Origin of the sequence: Mycobacterium sp., assembly GCF_050701515.1 — a bacterium.
In the GTDB taxonomy this organism is placed as follows: Bacteria; Actinomycetota; Actinomycetes; order Mycobacteriales; family Mycobacteriaceae; genus Mycobacterium.
Window position 1 is genome coordinate 1 of sequence record NZ_JBOGDB010000227.1, and the last position, 17592, is coordinate 17592.

A 17592-nucleotide genomic window follows, 5' to 3' on the forward strand; every position below is an offset into this window, starting at 1 on the left:
ACAGCGGGTCACCCGCCGCTTCATGCACCAGCCGGTATCCGCTGAGATACGCGAAATAGCAGAGGCTTTGGTGGCTGGCATTGAGCAGCCGCAGCTTCATCTGCTCGTACGGCGTCACGTCGTCGACCAACAACACGTCGACGTCCTCCAGCGGCGGCCGGCCATCGGAGAAGTCGTCCTCCAGCACCCAGGATGTGAACGGCTCGGCCACCACCGGCCATTGGTCGCGCACGCCGAACTCTTCCTTCAGCCCCGCGATGACGTCGGGAGTGGTCACCGGGGTGATCCGGTCCACCATCGAATTGGGGAACCGGGTGTTGGCGCTGATCCACTCCGTCAGTCCGGGGTGAACGCGCTCGGCGTAGTTGGTAAACGCCTGCCGCGCGACTTCACCGTTGCCCTCGATGTTGTCGCAGGACACGATCGTCGGCGAGGCCAGGCCGCGGTCGCGCCGCCGCGAAAGGGCCTCGGCCACCAGGCCGAACACGTTGACTCCTGCCCCGTCAATGTTCTCGACGTTGTAGCCGCCTTCGGTGATGGTCAGCGAAATGATCCGGGTGGCCGGCGCGGCCAGCAGCTCGATGACGCCCTCGGGGTCGTCGGGGGCGTAGCGATAGTCGACGATCGACCCGATCACCCGCGCGTCGCGGCTGCCGTCGGGGTTCTCCAGCAGCAATGTGTACAAGCCGTCCTGGGCGTCGAGCACGTCCTTCATCTTCTTGTCGGCCGGCATGACGCCGACGCCGCAGATGCCCCACTGGTCGGCCTGCCCCTTCTCCAGCAGTCGGTCGATGTACATCGCCTGATGCGCCCGGTGAAACCCGCCGACTCCGAAGTGCACGATGCCGACACCGACCTGATCGCGGTCGTACGTCGGCTTCGCAATCGGGATCTCTGCCAGCGTTGCGCCGGAGAGTGTTGTGTGCGTCACATCCACCATGCTAACGTGATGAGCATCTAACAACACCCCTGAGCAAATGCTCACAACAGCGGGCAGGATTTGTGACCGTATCGACGTCGACGGAGAGCGTTGCCGCACCGGCCGCTGCGCCCGAGGACCTGCGACTGGCCCTGCGTGCGGCGACGCTGTACTACCTCGACGGGTTGACCCAGGCCGAGATCGCGAACCGGCTCGGGGTGTCGCGGCCGACGGCGGGGCGGCTGGTCGCCCGGGCCAAGGCCAAGGGCCTGGTCCGCATCGAGGTGGTCGTGCCGCCCGATATGCGTGACAACCTGCATGCCGACGAGGAGCGCGAGCTCGAACTGCGGTTCGGCCTGACCGAGGCCGTCATCGCCGGGCACGGCGTGGACGTCGGCGCGCCCGGACGCCCGGCGGCATTCGCCAGCGTCGGGAGGGCGGCCGCCACGCTGTTGATGCGCCGGCTGGCATCGACCGACGTCATGGGATTCACCTGGGGACCGGAGACGGTCGCGGTGGCGACCGCGCTGTCCCCCGGGGTGGCCAGTTGTCGCGCGGTGGTTCAGCTCGACGGCGCAATGTCGACCGCGGCCTACCAGACCGGTACCGAGTTCATCCTCGGCCGCTGCGCCGAAGTGCTGCGTGCCGACATCATCCGACTGCCCGCGCCGCTGTATGCCGACCCGTCGACGGTGGCGTCGATGCGCAGCGACTCGCTGATCTCCAGGACGCTGGACGCGGGCCGAAGTGCCGACGTGATGATTTTCGGCATCGGCGCGGTGTCGACGTCCACGACACTGTTCGAAGGCAGCTACCTCGACACCCGGATGCTGGACGAACTCGAGTCGCTGGGTGCGGTCGGCGAGATCGGTGGTCGATTCTTCGACGCCGACGGCAGGTCGGTGGACACCGAGCTGCAGCAGCGCGCGGTGTCGGTTCCGCTCGAAGACGTCAAGGCCTGCCAGAAGACGATCCTGATCTCCAGCGGCGAGGCCAAACACCACGCCACCCTCGGGGCGCTGCGGGGGAAGCTGGCTCGTCTGCTGGTTTGTGACATCGACTGTGCCCGTTGGCTATTGGCGCAGCATTAAGGGAGGCGAAGGTGAATGCGTTAAAAAGATTGGCAGCGTGCGTCGCAGCTGCGGGGCTCGTGTTAACGGCCGGCTGTGCCGGCGCCGGAACTCTGGGCGCGACGGCGAACACCGTGACGATCGCGATGGTGTCGAACTCGCAGATGACCGACGCCCGTGAGCTGTCGTACAAGTTCGAGGAGGCCAATCCCGACATCAAGCTGCGGTTCATCACGCTGTCGGAGAACCAGGCCCGCGCGAAGATCACAGCGTCCACCTCGATGGGCGGCGGTGAGTTCGACGTGGTGATGATCAGCAACTACGAGACGCCGCAGTGGGCGGAGAACGGCTGGCTGGTCAACCTGTCCGACTACGCCCGCAAGACACCGGGATACGACGAGAACGACTTCATTCCGTCGCTGCGTGAATCGCTGTCCTACGAGGGAAGCATGTACTCGGTGCCGTTCTACGGCGAGTCGTCATTCCTGATGTACCGCAAGGACCTGCTCGAGCAGGCCGGTATCACGATGCCACGCACACCCGCCTGGCAGCAGGTCAGGGACGCGGCCGAAAAGCTGGACAACCCGGACACGGGCATGGTCGGCATCTGCCTGCGTGGAAAGCCCGGTTGGGGTGAGGTGCTGGCCCCACTGGACACGGTGATCAACACTTTCGGCGGCCGATGGTACGACATGGACTGGAACGCCCAGTTGACCAGTCCCGAGGTCGTGAAGGCCGTGGAGTTCTATGTCGACACGGTACAGAAGTACGGTGAACCTGGCGCGGCCACAAGCGGATTCGGCGAGTGCGCGACGCAGTTCGCGCAGGGCCGGACCGCCATGTGGTACGACGCTACCTCCGCGGTGTCGACGCTGGAGGATCCCGAGTCGTCCAACGTGGTCGGCAAGGTCGGCTATGCGATGGCGCCGATGGTGGAGAAGCCCAACTCCGGTTGGCTCTACACGTGGTCGCTGGGCATCCCCGCGAGCAGCGACAAGAAAGACGCCGCATGGAAGTTCATCTCATGGATGACCGACAAGAACTACATCCGGCTCGTCGGTGAAGAACTCGGCTGGGCCCGGGTGCCTCCCGGCAGCCGGCTGTCGACCTACCAGATCCCCGAGTACAAGGAAGTGTCGGCAGCGTTCGGGCAGGTGACACTCGACTCCATCGAGGGCGCCAACCCGCTGAAGCCGACCGTTCAGCCGGTGCCCTACACCGGAATTCAATTCCTCGCGATTCCGGAGTTCCAGGACCTCGGCACCCGGGTCAGTCAGCAGATCAGCGCCGCGATCGCCGGTCAGAAGTCGGTCGTGGACGCGCTCGAGCAGTCGCAGGAATACGCCGAAGTCGTCGGCCGCACCTATCAGGAGAAGTCATGACAACCATTGAGCGGCAAGCTCAGGACGAGGCGGAACACGTCGCGCGTATCAAGAAGTCGCAGGACCGCGGGGTGTCCCGTGCCGAGGCGTGGCGCAGGCGTGGGCCTCTGTTGCCGGCGCTGATCTTCATGATCGTCGTCACGCAGATCCCGTTCCTGTTCACGCTGTACTACTCGACGCTGTCGTGGAACCTGGTCCGGCCGGGGTCGCGCCAATTCATCGGAGTGCAGAACTACGTCGACGTCGTGCAAGACAGCGTCTTCTGGCAGGTCGCGATCAACACGGTCGTGATCATCGTGGCGACCGTGCTGATCTCGGTGCTGCTGGGCCTGGTGCTCGCGCTGCTGCTCGACCGGGCATTCCTGGGCCGAAGCGTCGTCCGAACGCTGTTGATCACCCCGTTTCTCGTGACACCCGTTGCGGGAGCGCTGATGTGGAAGACGGCGATGCTGGACCCGGTTTTTGGCATCGTCAACTGGTTGCTGCCCGGCGAGGGTATCGACTGGGTCAGCCGGTTCCCGCTGACCTCGGTAGTCATCGCCCTGGTCTGGCAATGGACGCCGTTCATGATGCTGCTGATCCTCGCCGGCCTCCAGTCGATGCCGCGCGACATCCTGGAGGCCGGTCGAGTCGACGGCGCAGGAGGCATTCAGCTCTTCCGCGAGTTGACGCTCCCGCACCTGCGGCGATTCATCGAACTCGGGGTAGTGCTCGGTGCGATCTATCTGGTCAACACCTTCGACCAGATCTACATGATGACCCAGGGCGGGCCGGGCACGGCGAGCGCCAACCTGCCGTTCTACATCTACCAGCGTGCCTTCCTGGGTTTCGACATCGGCCAGGCCGCGGCGATGGGGGTCGTCGTCGTGGTCTTCACGATCATCATCGCAACCTTCGCACTGCGGATGATCTTCAAGACATTCTCGGGCAAGGAGGAGGCAGCCTGATGAGCACCACAGCTCCGGCAACAACGACGGCCGGGCCCGGCGACGCCGGCAAGGTCGCGCGACGAAACGTCAAGCAGCGCAAGTTCGACCCGTATGGGGTGGTGGCCTGGATCGTCGGCCTCGGGTTCTTCTTCCCGGTGTTCTGGATGGTGTTGACCGCATTCAAGCAGGAGGTCGACGCCTACACGACGACACCGAAGATCTTATTTGTGCCCACACTGGACCAGTTCAAGGCTGTCTTCGAACAGGGTGTCGGGACTGCCATTCTGAATTCGCTTTTCGCTACCGTGGTTTCGACCATTCTGGTGCTGGCGCTAGGTGTGCCGGCGGCGTTTGCGCTGTCGCTGCGCCCGGTGCTAAAGACCCAGGACGCCTTGTTCTTCTTCATCAGCACCAAAATGCTGCCGATCGTCGCGGCGATCATCCCGTTGTACGTGATCGTTTCGAACATCGGCCTGCTCGACAACATTTGGGCGCTCGTGATTCTGTACACGGCGATGAATCTGCCGATCGCGGTGTGGATGATGCGGTCGTTCTTCCTCGAGGTCCCTGGCGAACTGCTGGAGGCCGCCAGCCTCGACGGAGCCAGCACATGGCGCTCCGTGCGGGAGGTCATCCTGCCCCTTGTCTCGCCCGGCATCGCGGCGACCGCGTTGATCTGCGTGATCTTCGCGTGGAACGAGTTCTTCTTCGCGGTCAGTCTGACCGCGGTGCAGGCGCAGACCATGCCTGTGTACATGGTCGGGTTCATCGCCGGACAGGGCCTGTATTGGGCCAAGCTGTGCGCGGCGGCGACGATGGCCGCACTGCCAGTCATTCTCGCGGGCTGGATCGCTCAGAACAAACTGGTTCGTGGACTGTCCTTCGGGGCCATCAAGTAAGAAAGGCAAAAACCAATGGCCACAATCACTTACAACAACGCCTCGTGCATCTACGAAGGCTCCGACCAGCTGGCGGTCGACTCGCTTGACTTAGACATCGCCAACGGAGAGTTCGTCGTGCTGGTCGGCCCGTCGGGTTCGGGTAAGAGCACCGCGCTGCGCATGCTCGCCGGTCTGGAGGACATCGACGAGGGCAACATCGAGATCGGCGGCAGGGACATGGTCGGGGTGCCGTCGAAGGACCGCGACATCGCGATGGTGTTCCAGATCTACGCGTTGTATCCGAACAAGACCGTCGCGGAGAACATGGGCTTCGCGCTCAAGCTGCGCGGGGTATCGCGCGCCGAGCGGCGCAAGAAGGTCGAGGAAGCCGCCGAACTGCTCGACTTGACGGATTTCTTGGACCGCAAGCCGGCCAAATTGTCCGGCGGGCAGCGGCAGCGGGTGGCGATGGGCCGCGCGATCGTGCGCGAGCCGCAGGTGTTCTGCATGGACGAGCCGTTGAGCAACCTCGACGCCAAGCTGCGCGTGCAGACCCGCACACAGATCGCCGCGCTGCAGCGCAGGCTGGGCACCACCACCGTCTACGTCACCCACGATCAGGTGGAGGCGATGACGATGGGCGACCGGGTGGCCGTGCTGCACAACGGCAAACTGCAGCAATTCGCTTCGCCCAGTGAGCTTTACAACGAACCGGCCAACGCATTCGTGGCGGGGTTCATTGGCTCACCGGCCATGAACCTGCTGACCGTGCCGATCACCAGCCGCGGCGTCAAGATCGGTGAGGATTCCACGCTGGGACTCGAGCGCGATCAGTTGACCCGGCTACACGATGCAGGCCTGGAGGAAGTCACCGTCGGCATCCGCCCCGAGCACTTCGCGGTATCGGATTCCGGCGGCATTGACGTGGTCATCGACCTGGTCGAGGACCTGGGCAGCGAGACTTACCTGTACACCCACGCCCACCCGGATGTGCAACTGGTGGCGCGGTCGATCGCGCGCACTCCGGTCAAGCTCGCGGACACCGTGGAGCTGCGCAAGACGTCCGAGGGCGTGGTGCACCTGTTCCACCCGGAGACCGGGGAACGGATCGGCTAGGTCTGGACATTTTGGCATCGAGTTCTGCACCAGGGCTGTTTTTTGTGCGCGATCACGACCCTCGTGCAGATTTCGGCGGGACCCAACCCCGCCGTGTGAACGCTTCGCGGACCCGGTGAATGATGTATCGCCGACTGTGTTCCTTAACCACGCGAATGTCGATCCAGCCCTGGCGATCGATCAGATCCGCCCGGCCGATGTCGTAGACGTACTGCCCGCGGTTCTCGCTGTGGTGTGCGCCTTCGTAGTCGAGGCCGACCATCGGCTCGTCGTAGCCCATGTCGATGAACGCCTCGTTGAATCCGTCGCTGACCCTGATCTGCGTCCGTGGAGCGGGCAATCCGGCGTCTATAAGGACGAGGCGAAGACGAGTTTCCTCGGGCGACTGGGCCCCGCCGTCCATCAGTGCAAGTGCGGTTCGGGCACGCCGGATACCGCGAGCACCCCGGTACTTGTCGGCCAGGGCGATCGCATCGCAGAAAGTCACACCGGTGGCAGCGGTCAGCGCGTCCAGATGCGCCACCGCGACGTCCCGGGGCAGATGGCGGCCGATGTCCAGTGCCGTGCGGGCCGGTGTCGTGACGGGCAGCTCGCCGACGTAGGTGATCTCGTCTGCAGCGATTCGTTCCTCGTGGACGATGACGCCCGCGCGACGCCGCGTGTGTTCGGCGATCACTTCGATTGGCGTAGATGCGTCGATCCACCTGGCCCCGTGAAGTGCCGCGGCGGCCCGTCCTGCGATCACGCCCTTGCGGCCGGTCCAGAGCCACGCTGCAACGGTGTTCAGGTAGAGAGTGCGCTCTGCGCCGTTCGGCAGGTAGACGCCCGGGTGCACGGCGGTGTGGTTCCAGCGCAGCTGCCCCCGCGTGAGTCTGCCGGCGCCGATCGCCTCGACGCCCAAGAATGGTTGCCACATGCCCGGATCTTGACCGCGACGACCGACGGGACGGCGTCCTCGTTACCGAGTTCTGCGCCAGGGCTGTGGATAAGCGCGAAGTACGACCCTGGTGCAGATTTGGGCGCTACGAGAGGGGAGTTCAGCCGGGTCCGACGACCGGCGCTACGCCGGGATTCGTGCCGGTCGGCAGTTCCGGGTTGGCTCCCGGCGCGTCGTGGGTGAACACCTGATGCGCCATCGGCTTGCAGTTGCTATCCATCGGGGTCTGGTCGCCGGAGCAGTACGGGACCCAGTCAGCCGGGTCTGCGAGAGCATGCGGGGCAGCGCCCACAGCTGCGGCCGCGGCGAACAGGCACGCCGCGACGATTCTCGTCATGGCTCAACGTTACAGCGGGTAATACCCTTGATGTGGTGGATCGTTGCGACCGGGTGAAGCTGACCAACCCGGACAAGGTGCTGTACCCGGCCACGGGTACCACCAAGGCCGAGGTGTTCGACTACTACGTCAACATCGCCGAGGTGATGCTTCCGCACATCGCCGGACGTCCCGCCACCCGCAAGCGCTGGCCGAACGGCGTAGAGGAGGCCTCGTTCTTCGAGAAGCAGCTCGCCAGCTCCGCGCCGGACTGGCTCAATCGCGCCAGCATTTCGCACCGGTCCGGCACCACGACCTATCCGATCATCGACACCGTCGAAGCGCTGGCATGGATCGGTCAGCAGGCTGCGCTGGAGGTGCACGTCCCACAGTGGCGCTTCACTGACGGAAAGGCGGGGCCCGCCACCCGGTTGGTGTTCGATCTCGACCCCGGCGAGGGCGTCAAGATGAAGCAGTTGTGTGAGGTGGCGGTCGCCGTCCGCGAGCTGATGGGCGATATCGGGCTGACCACCTTCCCACTCACCAGCGGTAGTAAGGGCCTGCACCTGTACGCCCCGCTGGAGGAGCCGGTGAGCTCGCAGGGCGCGGTGGTGCTCGCCAAACGCGTTGCCCAGCAATTGGAAAAGGCGATGCCGAAGCTGGTTACGTCGACGATGACCAAGAGTGTGCGGGCCGGCAAGGTTTTCCTGGACTGGAGCCAGAACAACGGGTCGAAGACGACGATCGCTCCGTATTCGCTGCGGGGGCGCGAGCACCCCACCGTCGCGGCACCGCGGACCTGGGAGGAAATCGGGGACCCGAAGCTGCGGCATCTGCGTTTCGACGACGTGCTGGCCCGCGTCGCCGAGAATGGCGACCTGTTGGCACCGCTGGACGAGATGGTTTCCAGCGAAGACCGGCTGACGACGTACCGCAGCATGCGTGACGAGTCGAAAACACCGGAGCCAGTGCCAAAAAAAGCGCCAAAGGCGGGCAATAACGACTTGTTCGTCATCCAAGAGCATCATGCCCGGCGACTGCATTACGACCTGCGGCTGGAGCGGGACGGGGTGCTGGTCAGCTGGGCGGTGCCGAAGAACCTGCCCGATACTCCATCCGTCAATCATCTTGCCGTGCATACGGAAGACCATCCGCTGGAGTACCTGACGTTTCACGGCACCATTCCGCGGGGCGAATACGGCGCAGGCAAGATGGCCGTCTGGGACACCGGCACCTATGAGACCGAGAAGTTCAACGACATCCCTCCCGACGGACCTGAAAAAGGTGGTGAGGTGATCGTCAGCCTGCACGGCAAGAAGGTCGACGGCCGGTACGCATTGATTCAGACCGACGGCAAGAACTGGCTGGCGCACCGGATGAAGGACCAAAAGCGGCCCCAGGCAGGTGATCTCGCACCCATGCTGGCGACCGAAGGCTCGGTGGAGAAGCTGAAGTCGTCGCAATGGGCGTTCGAGGGCAAGTGGGACGGCTATCGCGTCCTGGTCGACGCACATCGCGGCAAGTTGAGTTTGCGCTCCCGCCGCGGCCGCGACGTCACACACGAGTATCCTCAATTCGAGGCGCTGGCAGCCGATCTCGCCGATCATCACGTGATCCTCGATGGCGAAGCGGTGGCCCTCGACGAGTCCGGAGTGCCGAGTTTCGGAGAAATGCAGAACCGCGCGCAGTCGACCCGAGTTGAGTACTGGGCATTCGACATCCTGCATCTTGACGGCCGTTCGTTGTTGCGGGCCAAGTACTCCGATCGCAGGCGTCTGCTCGAGGCGTTGGCCGAGGGCGGTGGGCTCATCGTCCCCGAGCTGTTGCCGGGCGACGGGCCTGAGGCGCTGGAGCACGCCCGCAAGCATCGATGGGAAGGTGTGGTCGCCAAGAAGCGAAATTCCACCTACCAGCCTGGCCGACGGTCGTCATCGTGGATCAAAGACAAGATCTGGAACACGCAGGAGGTCGTGATCGGCGGCTGGCGGCAAGGCGAGGGGGGCCGGTCCAGTGGCATCGGCGCGCTGATGCTCGGCATCCCCGACGACGGGGGCCTGCATTTCGCAGGCCGTGTTGGAACCGGGTTCACCGAAAAAGAGCTGACCAAGCTAAAGAACATGCTCAAGCCGCTGCACACCGACGAATCACCGTTCAACACAAGACTGCCCACTCAGGACGCCAAGGGTGTCACGTTCGTCAGACCAGAGCTGGTCGGCGAGGTCCGCTACAGCGAGCGGACCACCGACGGCCGGCTGCGTCAGCCGAGCTGGCGTGGGCTGCGGCCCGATAAGGATCCCGCCGACGTGATATGGGAACCATCGGGCTAGATTGTGCTGGGCAGTTGCACAGTAATCGACGAGGAAGGTCGAGATATAACCCCAGTCTCCGTCATCACCGGTGGCGCCGGCGGCATGGGTCTGGCCACGGCGAAGATCATAGGGCGAGAACACACGGTCGTCCTCTGCGACGTCAGGCAGGACCGGCTTGCCGATGCGGCCACGACGCTGGACGGCTTCGGAATAACATGCAAGGCCGTCAACTGCGACGTCACCGACCGACATGCGGTCGACGGGCTCATCGAGACCGCAACCGGACTCGGTACCGTCGTTTCCGTCGTCCACGCCGCCGGGGTGAGCCCCAGCATGGGCACCGCCGGTTACGTCATGAGGACCAACGCGATCGGCACGGTCAACGTCAATGAAGGCTTCTTCCCGATCGCCGGCGAGGGCTCCGCGATCGTCAACGTGGCGTCGATGGCGGCGCATATGCTGCCCGAAAGCATGGTTCCGACAGGGCAATTCCAGCAGGCCCTGCAGGACGAAGACGCCTTCATGAAGGAAATGATGACGGCGTGCAACGTTTATCCGGATGAGGGGCGGTCCGGCATGGCGTACGCCATCAGCAAGAACTTCGTCAGGTGGTACTGCACATCACAGTCCGAACGTTTCGGCAGCAAGGGTGTCCGCATCGTTTCCGTTTCCCCCGGCTCCATCGACACTGAGATGGGCAGGCTGGAGGCGGAGAGCGGAGCCGGTGCGATGGTCGCCGATGCCGCGGTCCCACGGTGGGGCGAGCCAGAGGAGATGGCGGAGCTGCTGGCATTCTGCGCCGGTGACAAAGCTGGTTACCTCACCGGCACCGACATTCTCAGCGACGGCGGAGTAGTCGCCTCCATGACGGAGCGTGCCAGGCAGGCCATGGGCCGAGACGCGTAGCCGTTCAGACCACGTCCACCCAGATGGTGAAGGCAGCCATCGCGACGGCGAGGATGGCCAGAACGATTGTGTCGGTGGTGCGGAGGTGTGTTGCGTCGGATTGCTCGAGGCGCAGTTCGCGGGCGAGCAGGAACAGTGGAAAAGTGACGCTGATCGCGATCAGGAACGCGCCCACGATGTAGGCCCACACGTACTTGACCCCGTGTTTTCTCGCTTCGATCACCATCAGGATTGCCAGCGCGAGGGTCAACAGGACGATGTCGGCGGTGATCGACCGCGACGCGGGGTTGACTTTGGTGTCCTCCCAGAATCCGATGAAACTCCCGCCGCTGCGGAAGTGGACGATGTTCTGACTCCAGGTGGCAGCCAATGCGGCGACCGCGATCGTGGCGTATGCGACACACAGCACTTTCCGGGATATAGGCATCCGCTCACGGTAAGAGGGACCGCCCACGCAAGACCGGTTATTGCATCATCTATTATCTACGTATGAATGCAGATAGTGCGGATCGGGCGCGCATCGACGACGATCAGGTCGGTCTGATGGTCGAGGTGTTCCGGATGCTGGCCGAACCCACCCGGGTGCAGGTGTTGTGGGCGCTGGTCGACCGCGAGCGGTCCGTCAACGAGCTGGCCGAATTCGTCGGCAAGCCGGCGCCGTCGGTATCCCAGCACCTGGCCAAGCTGCGGATGGCCCGGTTGGTTCGCACCCGCCGGGCGGGCACCACGATCTACTACAGCATCGAGAACGAGCATGTCCGCCAGTTGGTGAGCGACGCGGTGTTCAACGCCGAGCACGCAGGACCGGGCATTCCCGCCCACCACCGCGGCGACGTTGCGCCGCTGACCGCGCGGAAGGCGCGCGCGCAGTGACGCACGGCCTCGTCCCGCACAGCCACGACGCCGCCGACAGCGTCGATGGCGCGCTGGAGTCCAGCGCCGCCGGCATCCGCGCGGTGAAGATCAGCCTGGTTGCCCTCGGGCTCACCGCGCTCGCGCAGGCCGTCATCGTGGTCTTTTCCGGCTCGGTTGCATTGGCGGCCGACACGATTCACAACTTCTCCGACGCGCTGACCGCGGTACCGCTGTGGATCGCGTTCGCGCTCGGCACGCGCGCCGCCACGCGGCGCTACACCTATGGTTTCGGCCGCGCGGAGGATCTGGCCGGGCTCTTCGTGGTCGCGATGATCGCGCTGTCCGCGATTATCGCCGGATACGAGTCCGTGATGCGGCTGATCCACCCGGTGCAGATCGAGCACGTCGCCTGGGTCGCCGCCGCCGGGCTGGTCGGCTTCATCGGCAACGAGCTGGTGGCGTTCTATCGGATCCGCGTCGGGCGCCAAATCGGTTCCGCCGCATTGGTTGCCGACGGTCTGCACGCCCGCACCGACGGGTTCACATCGTTGGCGGTGGTGGCGAGCGCCGGTGGTGTGGCGCTCGGGTTCCCGCTGGCCGACCCGATCGTCGGCGTGCTGATCACCGTGGCCATCCTGGCCGTACTGCGCACCGCCGCGCGGGATATGTTCCGGCGCTTGATGGACGGGGTCGACCCGCAACTCGTCGACACCGCCGAAGCGGCCCTGGCATCGCAGCCCGGAGTCAGGGCGGTGCGCAGCGTGCGGATGCGCTGGATCGGCCACCGACTACACGCCGATGCGGAACTGGACATCGACCCCGGCACCACGCTGGAGGCGGCGCATCGGATCGCCCATGACGCCGAACACGAGTTGATCCACGAGGTGCCCAAGCTCGACAGTGCGTTGATCCACGCCTATCCGTCACGCTGACTCTTCGCGACTCCACTGTTGGGTGAGCCGGAACAGGTAGATCAGTGCCGGCACCACGATGACCGCGGCCAGCCCGACCATTATCAGCAGGCCGATCAACGTGGCGTCGGCGCCGGCTGCGTCATCGATGGTGACCTGGTCGACCAGCAGCCACGGGTACTGACCGACCCCCCAACCCGTGATGACAGAGCCGACGGCAGCCACGGCGGAAACCCTTGCCAGCGAGAAGTTTCGGCGGTACAGCAGGGCCAGGGTCGCCACGCCAGCAGCCGCGGCAAGCACCAGGAACGGGGACGCGGTGGTCCGTAATCCGTGGCTGAGGGTGGGGGCGTCGTGGGCGACGGGATACAGCCCGGCGAAGACGACAACGCCGGTGACGGCCCCGACCGCGAGGGTGCGGCTGCGGAGTTGATCGGCCAGATCGACGCTGCCGCCGCGGGCAGCGTCAGCAGTCAAGAAGACTCCGGCCAGAAAGACGCACGTCACGACCGCGAGGCAGCCCCCGACCAGTGAGGTCGGGTTGATCCAGGAGCCGATGCGGTCGCCATACCCGTTGGCGGGCACCCGGCCGGATGCGACCGCCCCGGCCACCGTGCCGAGGAAGAACGGCGTGATCAACGACGACGCGGCGAAGGTCGCGCCGAACAGCCTTGCCTGCGCGAATGTCGCGGCGTACTTGCGGAACGCAAAGCTGGCGCCGCGCAACACGATTCCGGCCAGTGCCAGGCTGAACGGGATGAACAGCGTGGTGGTGGCGGCGGCGAAGGTACCGGGAAAACCGGTCCACCACATGACCAGGATGTAGATCAGCCACACATGGTTGGCTTCCCACACCGGCCCGATGCTGTTGTCGATGAGAGTTCGAACTACACCACCGCGTTCGCCGGTTCCGGCGGTGAGATCGTAAAAGCCCGAACCAAAGTCGGCACCGCCGAACAACGCATACGCGAGAACGCCGAGAAACATCGCGGCGGCCACCAAACTGGCTAGCGTCATGGCGCCGGTTCCCGCGGGGGTCCGTACGGGCTGGGCAGGTCGGCTTCGCCGGCACGCCACCTACGGGCCATGGAGCGCAACACAACATAAGCCCCGACCGTCATGCCGAGGTAGATGACGAGCACGCCGAGGTAACTCCACCACAGCCCGGTGCTCATGCTGGCGGCGTCGCTGGTGCGCAGCACATGCCACACCGTCCACGGTTGGCGGCCCACCTCGGTGGCGACCCAGCCGAGTTCCATCGCGAGAATGGCCAACGGGCCAGCGATCACGGAAAACCGTAGGAACCAACGGTTTTCCAGCAGATCAGGACCACGCCAGCGGAACAGCCAGTACAGGATCACCGCCGCGGCGAGCAACGTGCCGATGACCACCATCGACTGGAAAGCCAGGTGCGTGATGTTGACCGGCGGCCACTCGGACTTGGGCACGGTATCCAGACCGGGAACGGGCGCATCCAGCGAATTGCGGGCAATGATCGAGCCGAGCCGGGGAATCTCCAAGGCCCCGCGAACCTCGCCATCGATCAGCACTCCGCCCAGCCGAAACGGCGCCGGGCCCTCGGTCGTCTCGGCAAGTTCGAACGCGGCGAGCTTGGCCGGCTGCGTGTCGTGGACCCGCATGCCGAGTATGTGACCGACTATCGGCTGCGCGATGGCGGCCACCGTCGCGAAGGCGAACGGCACGGTGAAGCCCAGGCGGTGATGCGCGTCATTGCGGCCACGCAGCAGACCGGCCGCATAGACACCGGACACCACCAGGCCGACGACCATGAACGCGGCCAGCCACATGTGCAGAAATTGAAGCCACACGCCGTCGTTGAACATCGCCCGCCACGGGTTGACGTCGGTGACCACACCATCGCGGATTTCGAAGCCGGCCGGATTGTTCATCCAGGCGTTGACCGAGATCACACAGAAGGTGCCCACGATGCCGGACACGCCCATCGGGATGAGCATCGCGAGGTGCCGTCGCGGCGGCATGCGGCCCCAGCCGTAGAGGTAGATACCCAGGAAGATCGCCTCGACGAAGAACGACAATCCCTCGAAGGCGAACGGCAGGCCCAGCACGTCGCCGAACCGCCCCATCAACCCCGGCCACAGCAAGCCCATCTCGAAGCTGAGCACCGTGCCGGAAACCGCACCGATGGCGAACAGCACCGCCGACACCTTCGCCCACCGTTTGGCCAGGCCCAGCGCCACCGCGTCGTCGCGCACGATGCCGCGCCGGTGCACCACGTAGATGATGGCTGGAAAGGCCACGCCGAAACACGCGAGGATGATGTGAAAGCCCAGGGAGACCGCCATCTGCTGGCGTGCCGGCAGCAGCCCGGGTGGTTCCGCCCCCAGTAGCAGCGCCGCATCGCTGAGCCCCATCTCTGCGAGCCTAACGCCGGCAGTTGGGACGGCTGAATATCTCAGCTACAACCGATTCTCCGGACCGACAACGGCCCACACCGTCTTGCCGTCCGGTGTGGGCGCGTTGCCCCATGTCCGGGATAGCGCGGCAACGATCCGCAGGCCCGATAGCGCATCGCTGGCCGTAGCTGTTTCGTTGATGCTGGCCGGCGCACGGCTGGCATCTTCCACCGCCACCGTAACCGCCGCACCATCGGTTTCGAGTCGCACGTTCGGCCGACTGTCGGTGTGCTGCAAGACGTTCTCGACAAATGCGGTGACGATCACCTTGGCAACCGCGATCAGATTCTCCTGCGACCAAGCTGTCAACCACTCCTCCACCAATTCGCGCGATTGGTACAGGCTGGCGAGCTCGGCAGGCAGGTAGGCCCGTGCGCGGTGGCGGCGTCGCCGGTTGCCCACGGCTGACAGCGCCGATAGAGCGGCATTGACGGTCGGATAGACCGGCACGTAGCGGGCGACACCGCTGCGTGCGATGGCAGATCGGCCGGCTCGGTGTTCGCAGACGAGTGCGATCGGTACTTCCGGCCACCTGCGGACATGCCAGCGCGCACTGGTGAACGCCGCCCAGGCCGATTCCGCCGGAACGGTGAGCTGCGCAACGTCGACGATCACTGCCCGCGGCTCGTCAAGCGCCGCCTTGATGATGCCGTCCCGCAACGACCGGTAGGTGGTGGTATCCAGCACGCCATTGGCGGTGAGTACCGTCGCACCGCGTACCGCATCCGCGGTGATTGTCAGCGCGCAGGCATGCTCAGCCGACGCCATCGTCGACTCCGCTGGTATTCGCCATCGTGAACTGGTTACCCAGGTCACGCTTAGGCAACCCTTCTATCGGTTCGGAATGTCCCGTGACGTCATGCACTACCGACTGGGTATGGCGGCATCGGAGTCGTCAAGGGCGAATGGCGGCGCGCCCACGCCGACCACCGAATAACTTCCCTGCGGTGTGCGCTCGGTGATCCTGGCCTCGGCGGAGCGATCGCCGACCCGCAGCGTAACCGGCTGCGATCGCTTCAGCGCCTCGTCGAGGAGCACCTCGAAAACCATCCCCTGCCAGTGGTATTGGCCGTCAATGGGATCGAGGTGGCCCGACAGCCGCACCCGCGCCAGATGTTCGTCGTCGCCGATGCGGAGGGTGGCGCGGCCGTCGTATACCTCGTCCTCGACACCAATGTGGGAGCTCAGGTCGTAGGCCGACGGCGCCAGGTTTCGCATTCGGCGCCAGTAGGAGGCGTTCGGGTTATCCGGTTTGGCGCGGCTGCGGTCGTGGAACAGTCGCTGAGTGCTGCGCCTTACCTCGATGCGCGTGCTGCCTCTGTTCTTCATGAGTTTCAGTAACTCGGCGATATAGCGCAGCCGTGCCTGGGCGACGGGTTGGGCTCCGGTGACAGTGAAGTAGTTAGGGGCGCCGTGGACGGCCACCCCGAGGTAGGGGACTAGGTCGTCGCCGCCGCGGGTTTGGTCGGACACCACGACCCGCCCGCGGTAGCTCTGGCCACTTTCGGTGCGCAGCGTCCAGGTGTGGGTCGATTCGTCGAACGATGCCCCGAGCTTGTCACCGCCGTGCAGGATCGCGAAATTGGTGATACCGGCTGCGGTAAACGCTTTTTCGGCGCGCGGGACACCCACGACGATAACGTCGCAGCAGTCTTCGGTCATCGCGGCAAGAAGCCGGTCCGTCGCCACATCCTGCGCGCGATCGGGCCCATCAGGCCCACCTCCTCGAGGAAGGCCGCCAGCGGGGCGAAGCCCGCTACCTGGACCTCGCGGCGGTGCGGGCTGCGGCGGGCGACGCGGCGTGCCTCACGGGCGTCGAGTCCGATCCGGTAGTACGGCACCTTGTTGGTGAACAGGTACCGGAAGAACAACCCGCCAGCGCCGTTGAGGTTGGACACCCACAATCTGTTGAGCCGTCGCAGATTCGGCGCCCGTTTGCGCAGCCCATCGCGGGCGAACTGGATGTGACGCGCCTCCTCGGTGACGTGAATGCGCATGAGCCGCTGCACCATTGGCTGCAGTTCGGGATCGTCCATCATTTGCCGCTGTAGGGAGTCGAAGATCTCCTCACCGATGAGGGCGGCGACCCAGAGCACCGATCCCCTGAAAACCCAGGGCAAGCCATTGATGAACATCCGCTGGTACAGCCGCGGCTGCACCGGCTTCGCCCCGACATGTTCGATCGCCTTGCCGAACATGATCATGTGCCGGGTTTCGTCGCCGAGCTCGGTCAGCTCGTAGTGCGTGGCGCGCGCGGTCGGATCCTGATGCATCATCTTGCGCAGCAGTGCCTGGTTGAGGATGTTCTCGAACCAGATGCCCGCCGACAGCGTGTTGACGAACTCCTGTCGGGACAGCTCGATCCGTTGCTCACGGGTCATCTCGTCCCAAATCGCCGTGCCGTACAGCGAAACGGTCCTCGGCGGCAGGAAGAACTTGTCCGGGTCCAGGGGAGCATCCCAGTCGATGTCGACGACAGGCAGGTAGGACTTCTTGACGGAGCCCTTAAGCAACCGCTCCGAGAATTCCTCGCGGCTGATTCCTGGCTGCCTCATCGAGGCGGTCATAGTCGTCTCCTCTGTAGACGCTGTGCATCAAAGGTAAGGAGGCCGGGCGAAAGTTGTCA

Annotated in this window: 18 protein-coding genes; 9 read left to right on the top strand and 9 right to left on the bottom strand. The window is 64.8% G+C overall.

The window, feature by feature from the left end; all coding sequences use genetic code 11:
* Positions 1–940, bottom strand: a 940-nt coding sequence (locus tag ACRDU5_RS17730; RefSeq protein WP_526615995.1) for a mannitol dehydrogenase family protein, incomplete at its 3' end; no start/stop codon positions are given.
* Positions 941–1002: 62 nt separating this feature from the next.
* Between ACRDU5_RS17730 and ACRDU5_RS17735 the strand changes: the two genes are divergently transcribed.
* Genes ACRDU5_RS17735 through ACRDU5_RS17755 form a run of 5 tightly spaced genes read left to right on the top strand, consistent with a single transcriptional unit; the run spans position 1003 to position 6297 of the window.
* Entirely contained in the window at positions 1003–2010 is a 1008-nt protein-coding gene (locus ACRDU5_RS17735; RefSeq protein WP_526615996.1) for a sugar-binding transcriptional regulator, read from the top strand.
* Between the two features lie 11 nt (positions 2011–2021).
* Positions 2022–3371: an ABC transporter substrate-binding protein gene (locus ACRDU5_RS17740; RefSeq protein ID WP_526615997.1), complete on the top strand. Its 1350-nt coding sequence runs from the start codon at positions 2022–2024 to the stop codon at positions 3369–3371.
* Positions 3368–4318, top strand: a complete 951-nt coding sequence (locus ACRDU5_RS17745) for a carbohydrate ABC transporter permease (RefSeq protein ID WP_526615999.1) — start codon at positions 3368–3370, stop codon at positions 4316–4318. The genes ACRDU5_RS17740 and ACRDU5_RS17745 overlap by 4 nt, the downstream gene beginning before the upstream one ends.
* A complete protein-coding gene (locus ACRDU5_RS17750; RefSeq protein ID WP_526616000.1) occupies positions 4318–5199 on the top strand; it encodes a carbohydrate ABC transporter permease in 882 nt (293 codons plus the stop codon). Before ACRDU5_RS17745 ends, ACRDU5_RS17750 begins: the two co-directional genes overlap by 1 nt.
* Before the next feature lie 15 nt (positions 5200–5214).
* On the top strand, positions 5215–6297 hold the full coding sequence (locus ACRDU5_RS17755; protein ID WP_526616001.1) for an ABC transporter ATP-binding protein: 1083 nt from the start codon (positions 5215–5217) through the stop codon (positions 6295–6297).
* A gap of 52 nt (positions 6298–6349) precedes the next feature.
* Here the strand turns inward: ACRDU5_RS17755 and ACRDU5_RS17760 are convergent, their stop codons facing one another.
* Together ACRDU5_RS17760 and ACRDU5_RS17765 are read right to left on the bottom strand one after the other, a co-directional pair.
* On the bottom strand, positions 6350–7213 hold the full coding sequence (locus tag ACRDU5_RS17760) for a type IV toxin-antitoxin system AbiEi family antitoxin (RefSeq protein WP_526616002.1): 864 nt from the start codon (positions 7211–7213) through the stop codon (positions 6350–6352).
* A 121-nt stretch (positions 7214–7334) separates the two neighbouring features.
* Positions 7335–7571: a hypothetical protein gene (locus ACRDU5_RS17765; protein WP_526616003.1), complete on the bottom strand. Its 237-nt coding sequence runs from the start codon at positions 7569–7571 to the stop codon at positions 7335–7337.
* 32 nt (positions 7572–7603) lie between these two features.
* On the opposite strand from ACRDU5_RS17765, the gene ACRDU5_RS17770 reads away from it, so the two are divergent.
* A complete protein-coding gene (locus ACRDU5_RS17770) occupies positions 7604–9877 on the top strand; it encodes an ATP-dependent DNA ligase (protein WP_526616004.1) in 2274 nt (757 codons plus the stop codon).
* A 45-nt stretch (positions 9878–9922) separates the two neighbouring features.
* Entirely contained in the window at positions 9923–10765 is an 843-nt protein-coding gene (locus tag ACRDU5_RS17775; protein ID WP_526616061.1) for an SDR family NAD(P)-dependent oxidoreductase, read from the top strand.
* 4 nt (positions 10766–10769) lie between these two features.
* On the opposite strand, the gene ACRDU5_RS17780 is transcribed toward ACRDU5_RS17775, so the two are convergent.
* Entirely contained in the window at positions 10770–11192 is a 423-nt protein-coding gene (locus ACRDU5_RS17780; protein ID WP_526616005.1) for a DUF2834 domain-containing protein, read from the bottom strand.
* Positions 11193–11254: 62 nt separating this feature from the next.
* On the opposite strand from ACRDU5_RS17780, the gene ACRDU5_RS17785 reads away from it, so the two are divergent.
* The gene (locus tag ACRDU5_RS17785) at positions 11255–11638 is read left to right on the top strand and encodes an ArsR/SmtB family transcription factor (protein WP_526616006.1); all 384 of its coding nucleotides are present in this window, start codon (positions 11255–11257) and stop codon (positions 11636–11638) included.
* Positions 11635–12552, top strand: a complete 918-nt coding sequence (locus tag ACRDU5_RS17790; RefSeq protein WP_526616007.1) for a cation diffusion facilitator family transporter — start codon at positions 11635–11637, stop codon at positions 12550–12552. Before ACRDU5_RS17785 ends, ACRDU5_RS17790 begins: the two co-directional genes overlap by 4 nt.
* Here the strand turns inward: ACRDU5_RS17790 and ACRDU5_RS17795 are convergent.
* The 5 genes from ACRDU5_RS17795 to ACRDU5_RS17815 form a co-directional block, all read right to left on the bottom strand.
* Positions 12544–13548: a cytochrome d ubiquinol oxidase subunit II gene (locus ACRDU5_RS17795; RefSeq protein ID WP_526616009.1), complete on the bottom strand. Its 1005-nt coding sequence runs from the start codon at positions 13546–13548 to the stop codon at positions 12544–12546. The two genes, ACRDU5_RS17790 and ACRDU5_RS17795, sit on opposite strands and share 9 nt — an antisense overlap.
* On the bottom strand, positions 13545–14924 hold the full coding sequence (locus tag ACRDU5_RS17800) for a cytochrome ubiquinol oxidase subunit I (RefSeq protein WP_526616011.1): 1380 nt from the start codon (positions 14922–14924) through the stop codon (positions 13545–13547). Before ACRDU5_RS17800 ends, ACRDU5_RS17795 begins: the two co-directional genes overlap by 4 nt.
* A gap of 45 nt (positions 14925–14969) precedes the next feature.
* Positions 14970–15752 (bottom strand): STAS domain-containing protein, encoded by a 783-nt coding sequence (locus ACRDU5_RS17805; protein ID WP_526616062.1) that lies wholly within the window; start codon positions 15750–15752, stop codon positions 14970–14972.
* A 78-nt stretch (positions 15753–15830) separates the two neighbouring features.
* Complete coding sequence (locus ACRDU5_RS17810; protein ID WP_526616012.1) at positions 15831–16598, bottom strand: DUF4873 domain-containing protein; 768 nt, start codon at positions 16596–16598, stop codon at positions 15831–15833.
* 26 nt (positions 16599–16624) lie between these two features.
* Positions 16625–17533, bottom strand: a complete 909-nt coding sequence (locus tag ACRDU5_RS17815; RefSeq protein WP_526616014.1) for a diiron oxygenase — start codon at positions 17531–17533, stop codon at positions 16625–16627.
* Positions 17534–17592 lie beyond the last annotated feature (59 nt).

Excerpts from the sequence above, each read along its gene's own strand:
- ACRDU5_RS17800 (WP_526616011.1), bottom strand. The coding sequence starts at position 14,924 with ATGGGGCTCAGCGATGCGGCGCTGCTACTGGGGGCGGAACCACCCGGG.
- ACRDU5_RS17795 (WP_526616009.1), bottom strand. The coding sequence starts at position 13,548 with ATGACGCTAGCCAGTTTGGTGGCCGCCGCGATGTTTCTCGGCGTTCTC.
- ACRDU5_RS17780 (WP_526616005.1), bottom strand. The coding sequence starts at position 11,192 with ATGCCTATATCCCGGAAAGTGCTGTGTGTCGCATACGCCACGATCGCG.
- ACRDU5_RS17750 (WP_526616000.1), top strand. The coding sequence starts at position 4,318 with ATGAGCACCACAGCTCCGGCAACAACGACGGCCGGGCCCGGCGACGCC.
- ACRDU5_RS17815 (WP_526616014.1), bottom strand. The coding sequence starts at position 17,533 with ATGACCGCCTCGATGAGGCAGCCAGGAATCAGCCGCGAGGAATTCTCG.
- ACRDU5_RS17745 (WP_526615999.1), top strand. The coding sequence starts at position 3,368 with ATGACAACCATTGAGCGGCAAGCTCAGGACGAGGCGGAACACGTCGCG.
- ACRDU5_RS17765 (WP_526616003.1), bottom strand. The coding sequence starts at position 7,571 with ATGACGAGAATCGTCGCGGCGTGCCTGTTCGCCGCGGCCGCAGCTGTG.
- ACRDU5_RS17755 (WP_526616001.1), top strand. The coding sequence starts at position 5,215 with ATGGCCACAATCACTTACAACAACGCCTCGTGCATCTACGAAGGCTCC.
- ACRDU5_RS17785 (WP_526616006.1), top strand. The coding sequence starts at position 11,255 with ATGAATGCAGATAGTGCGGATCGGGCGCGCATCGACGACGATCAGGTC.
- ACRDU5_RS17760 (WP_526616002.1), bottom strand. The coding sequence starts at position 7,213 with ATGTGGCAACCATTCTTGGGCGTCGAGGCGATCGGCGCCGGCAGACTC.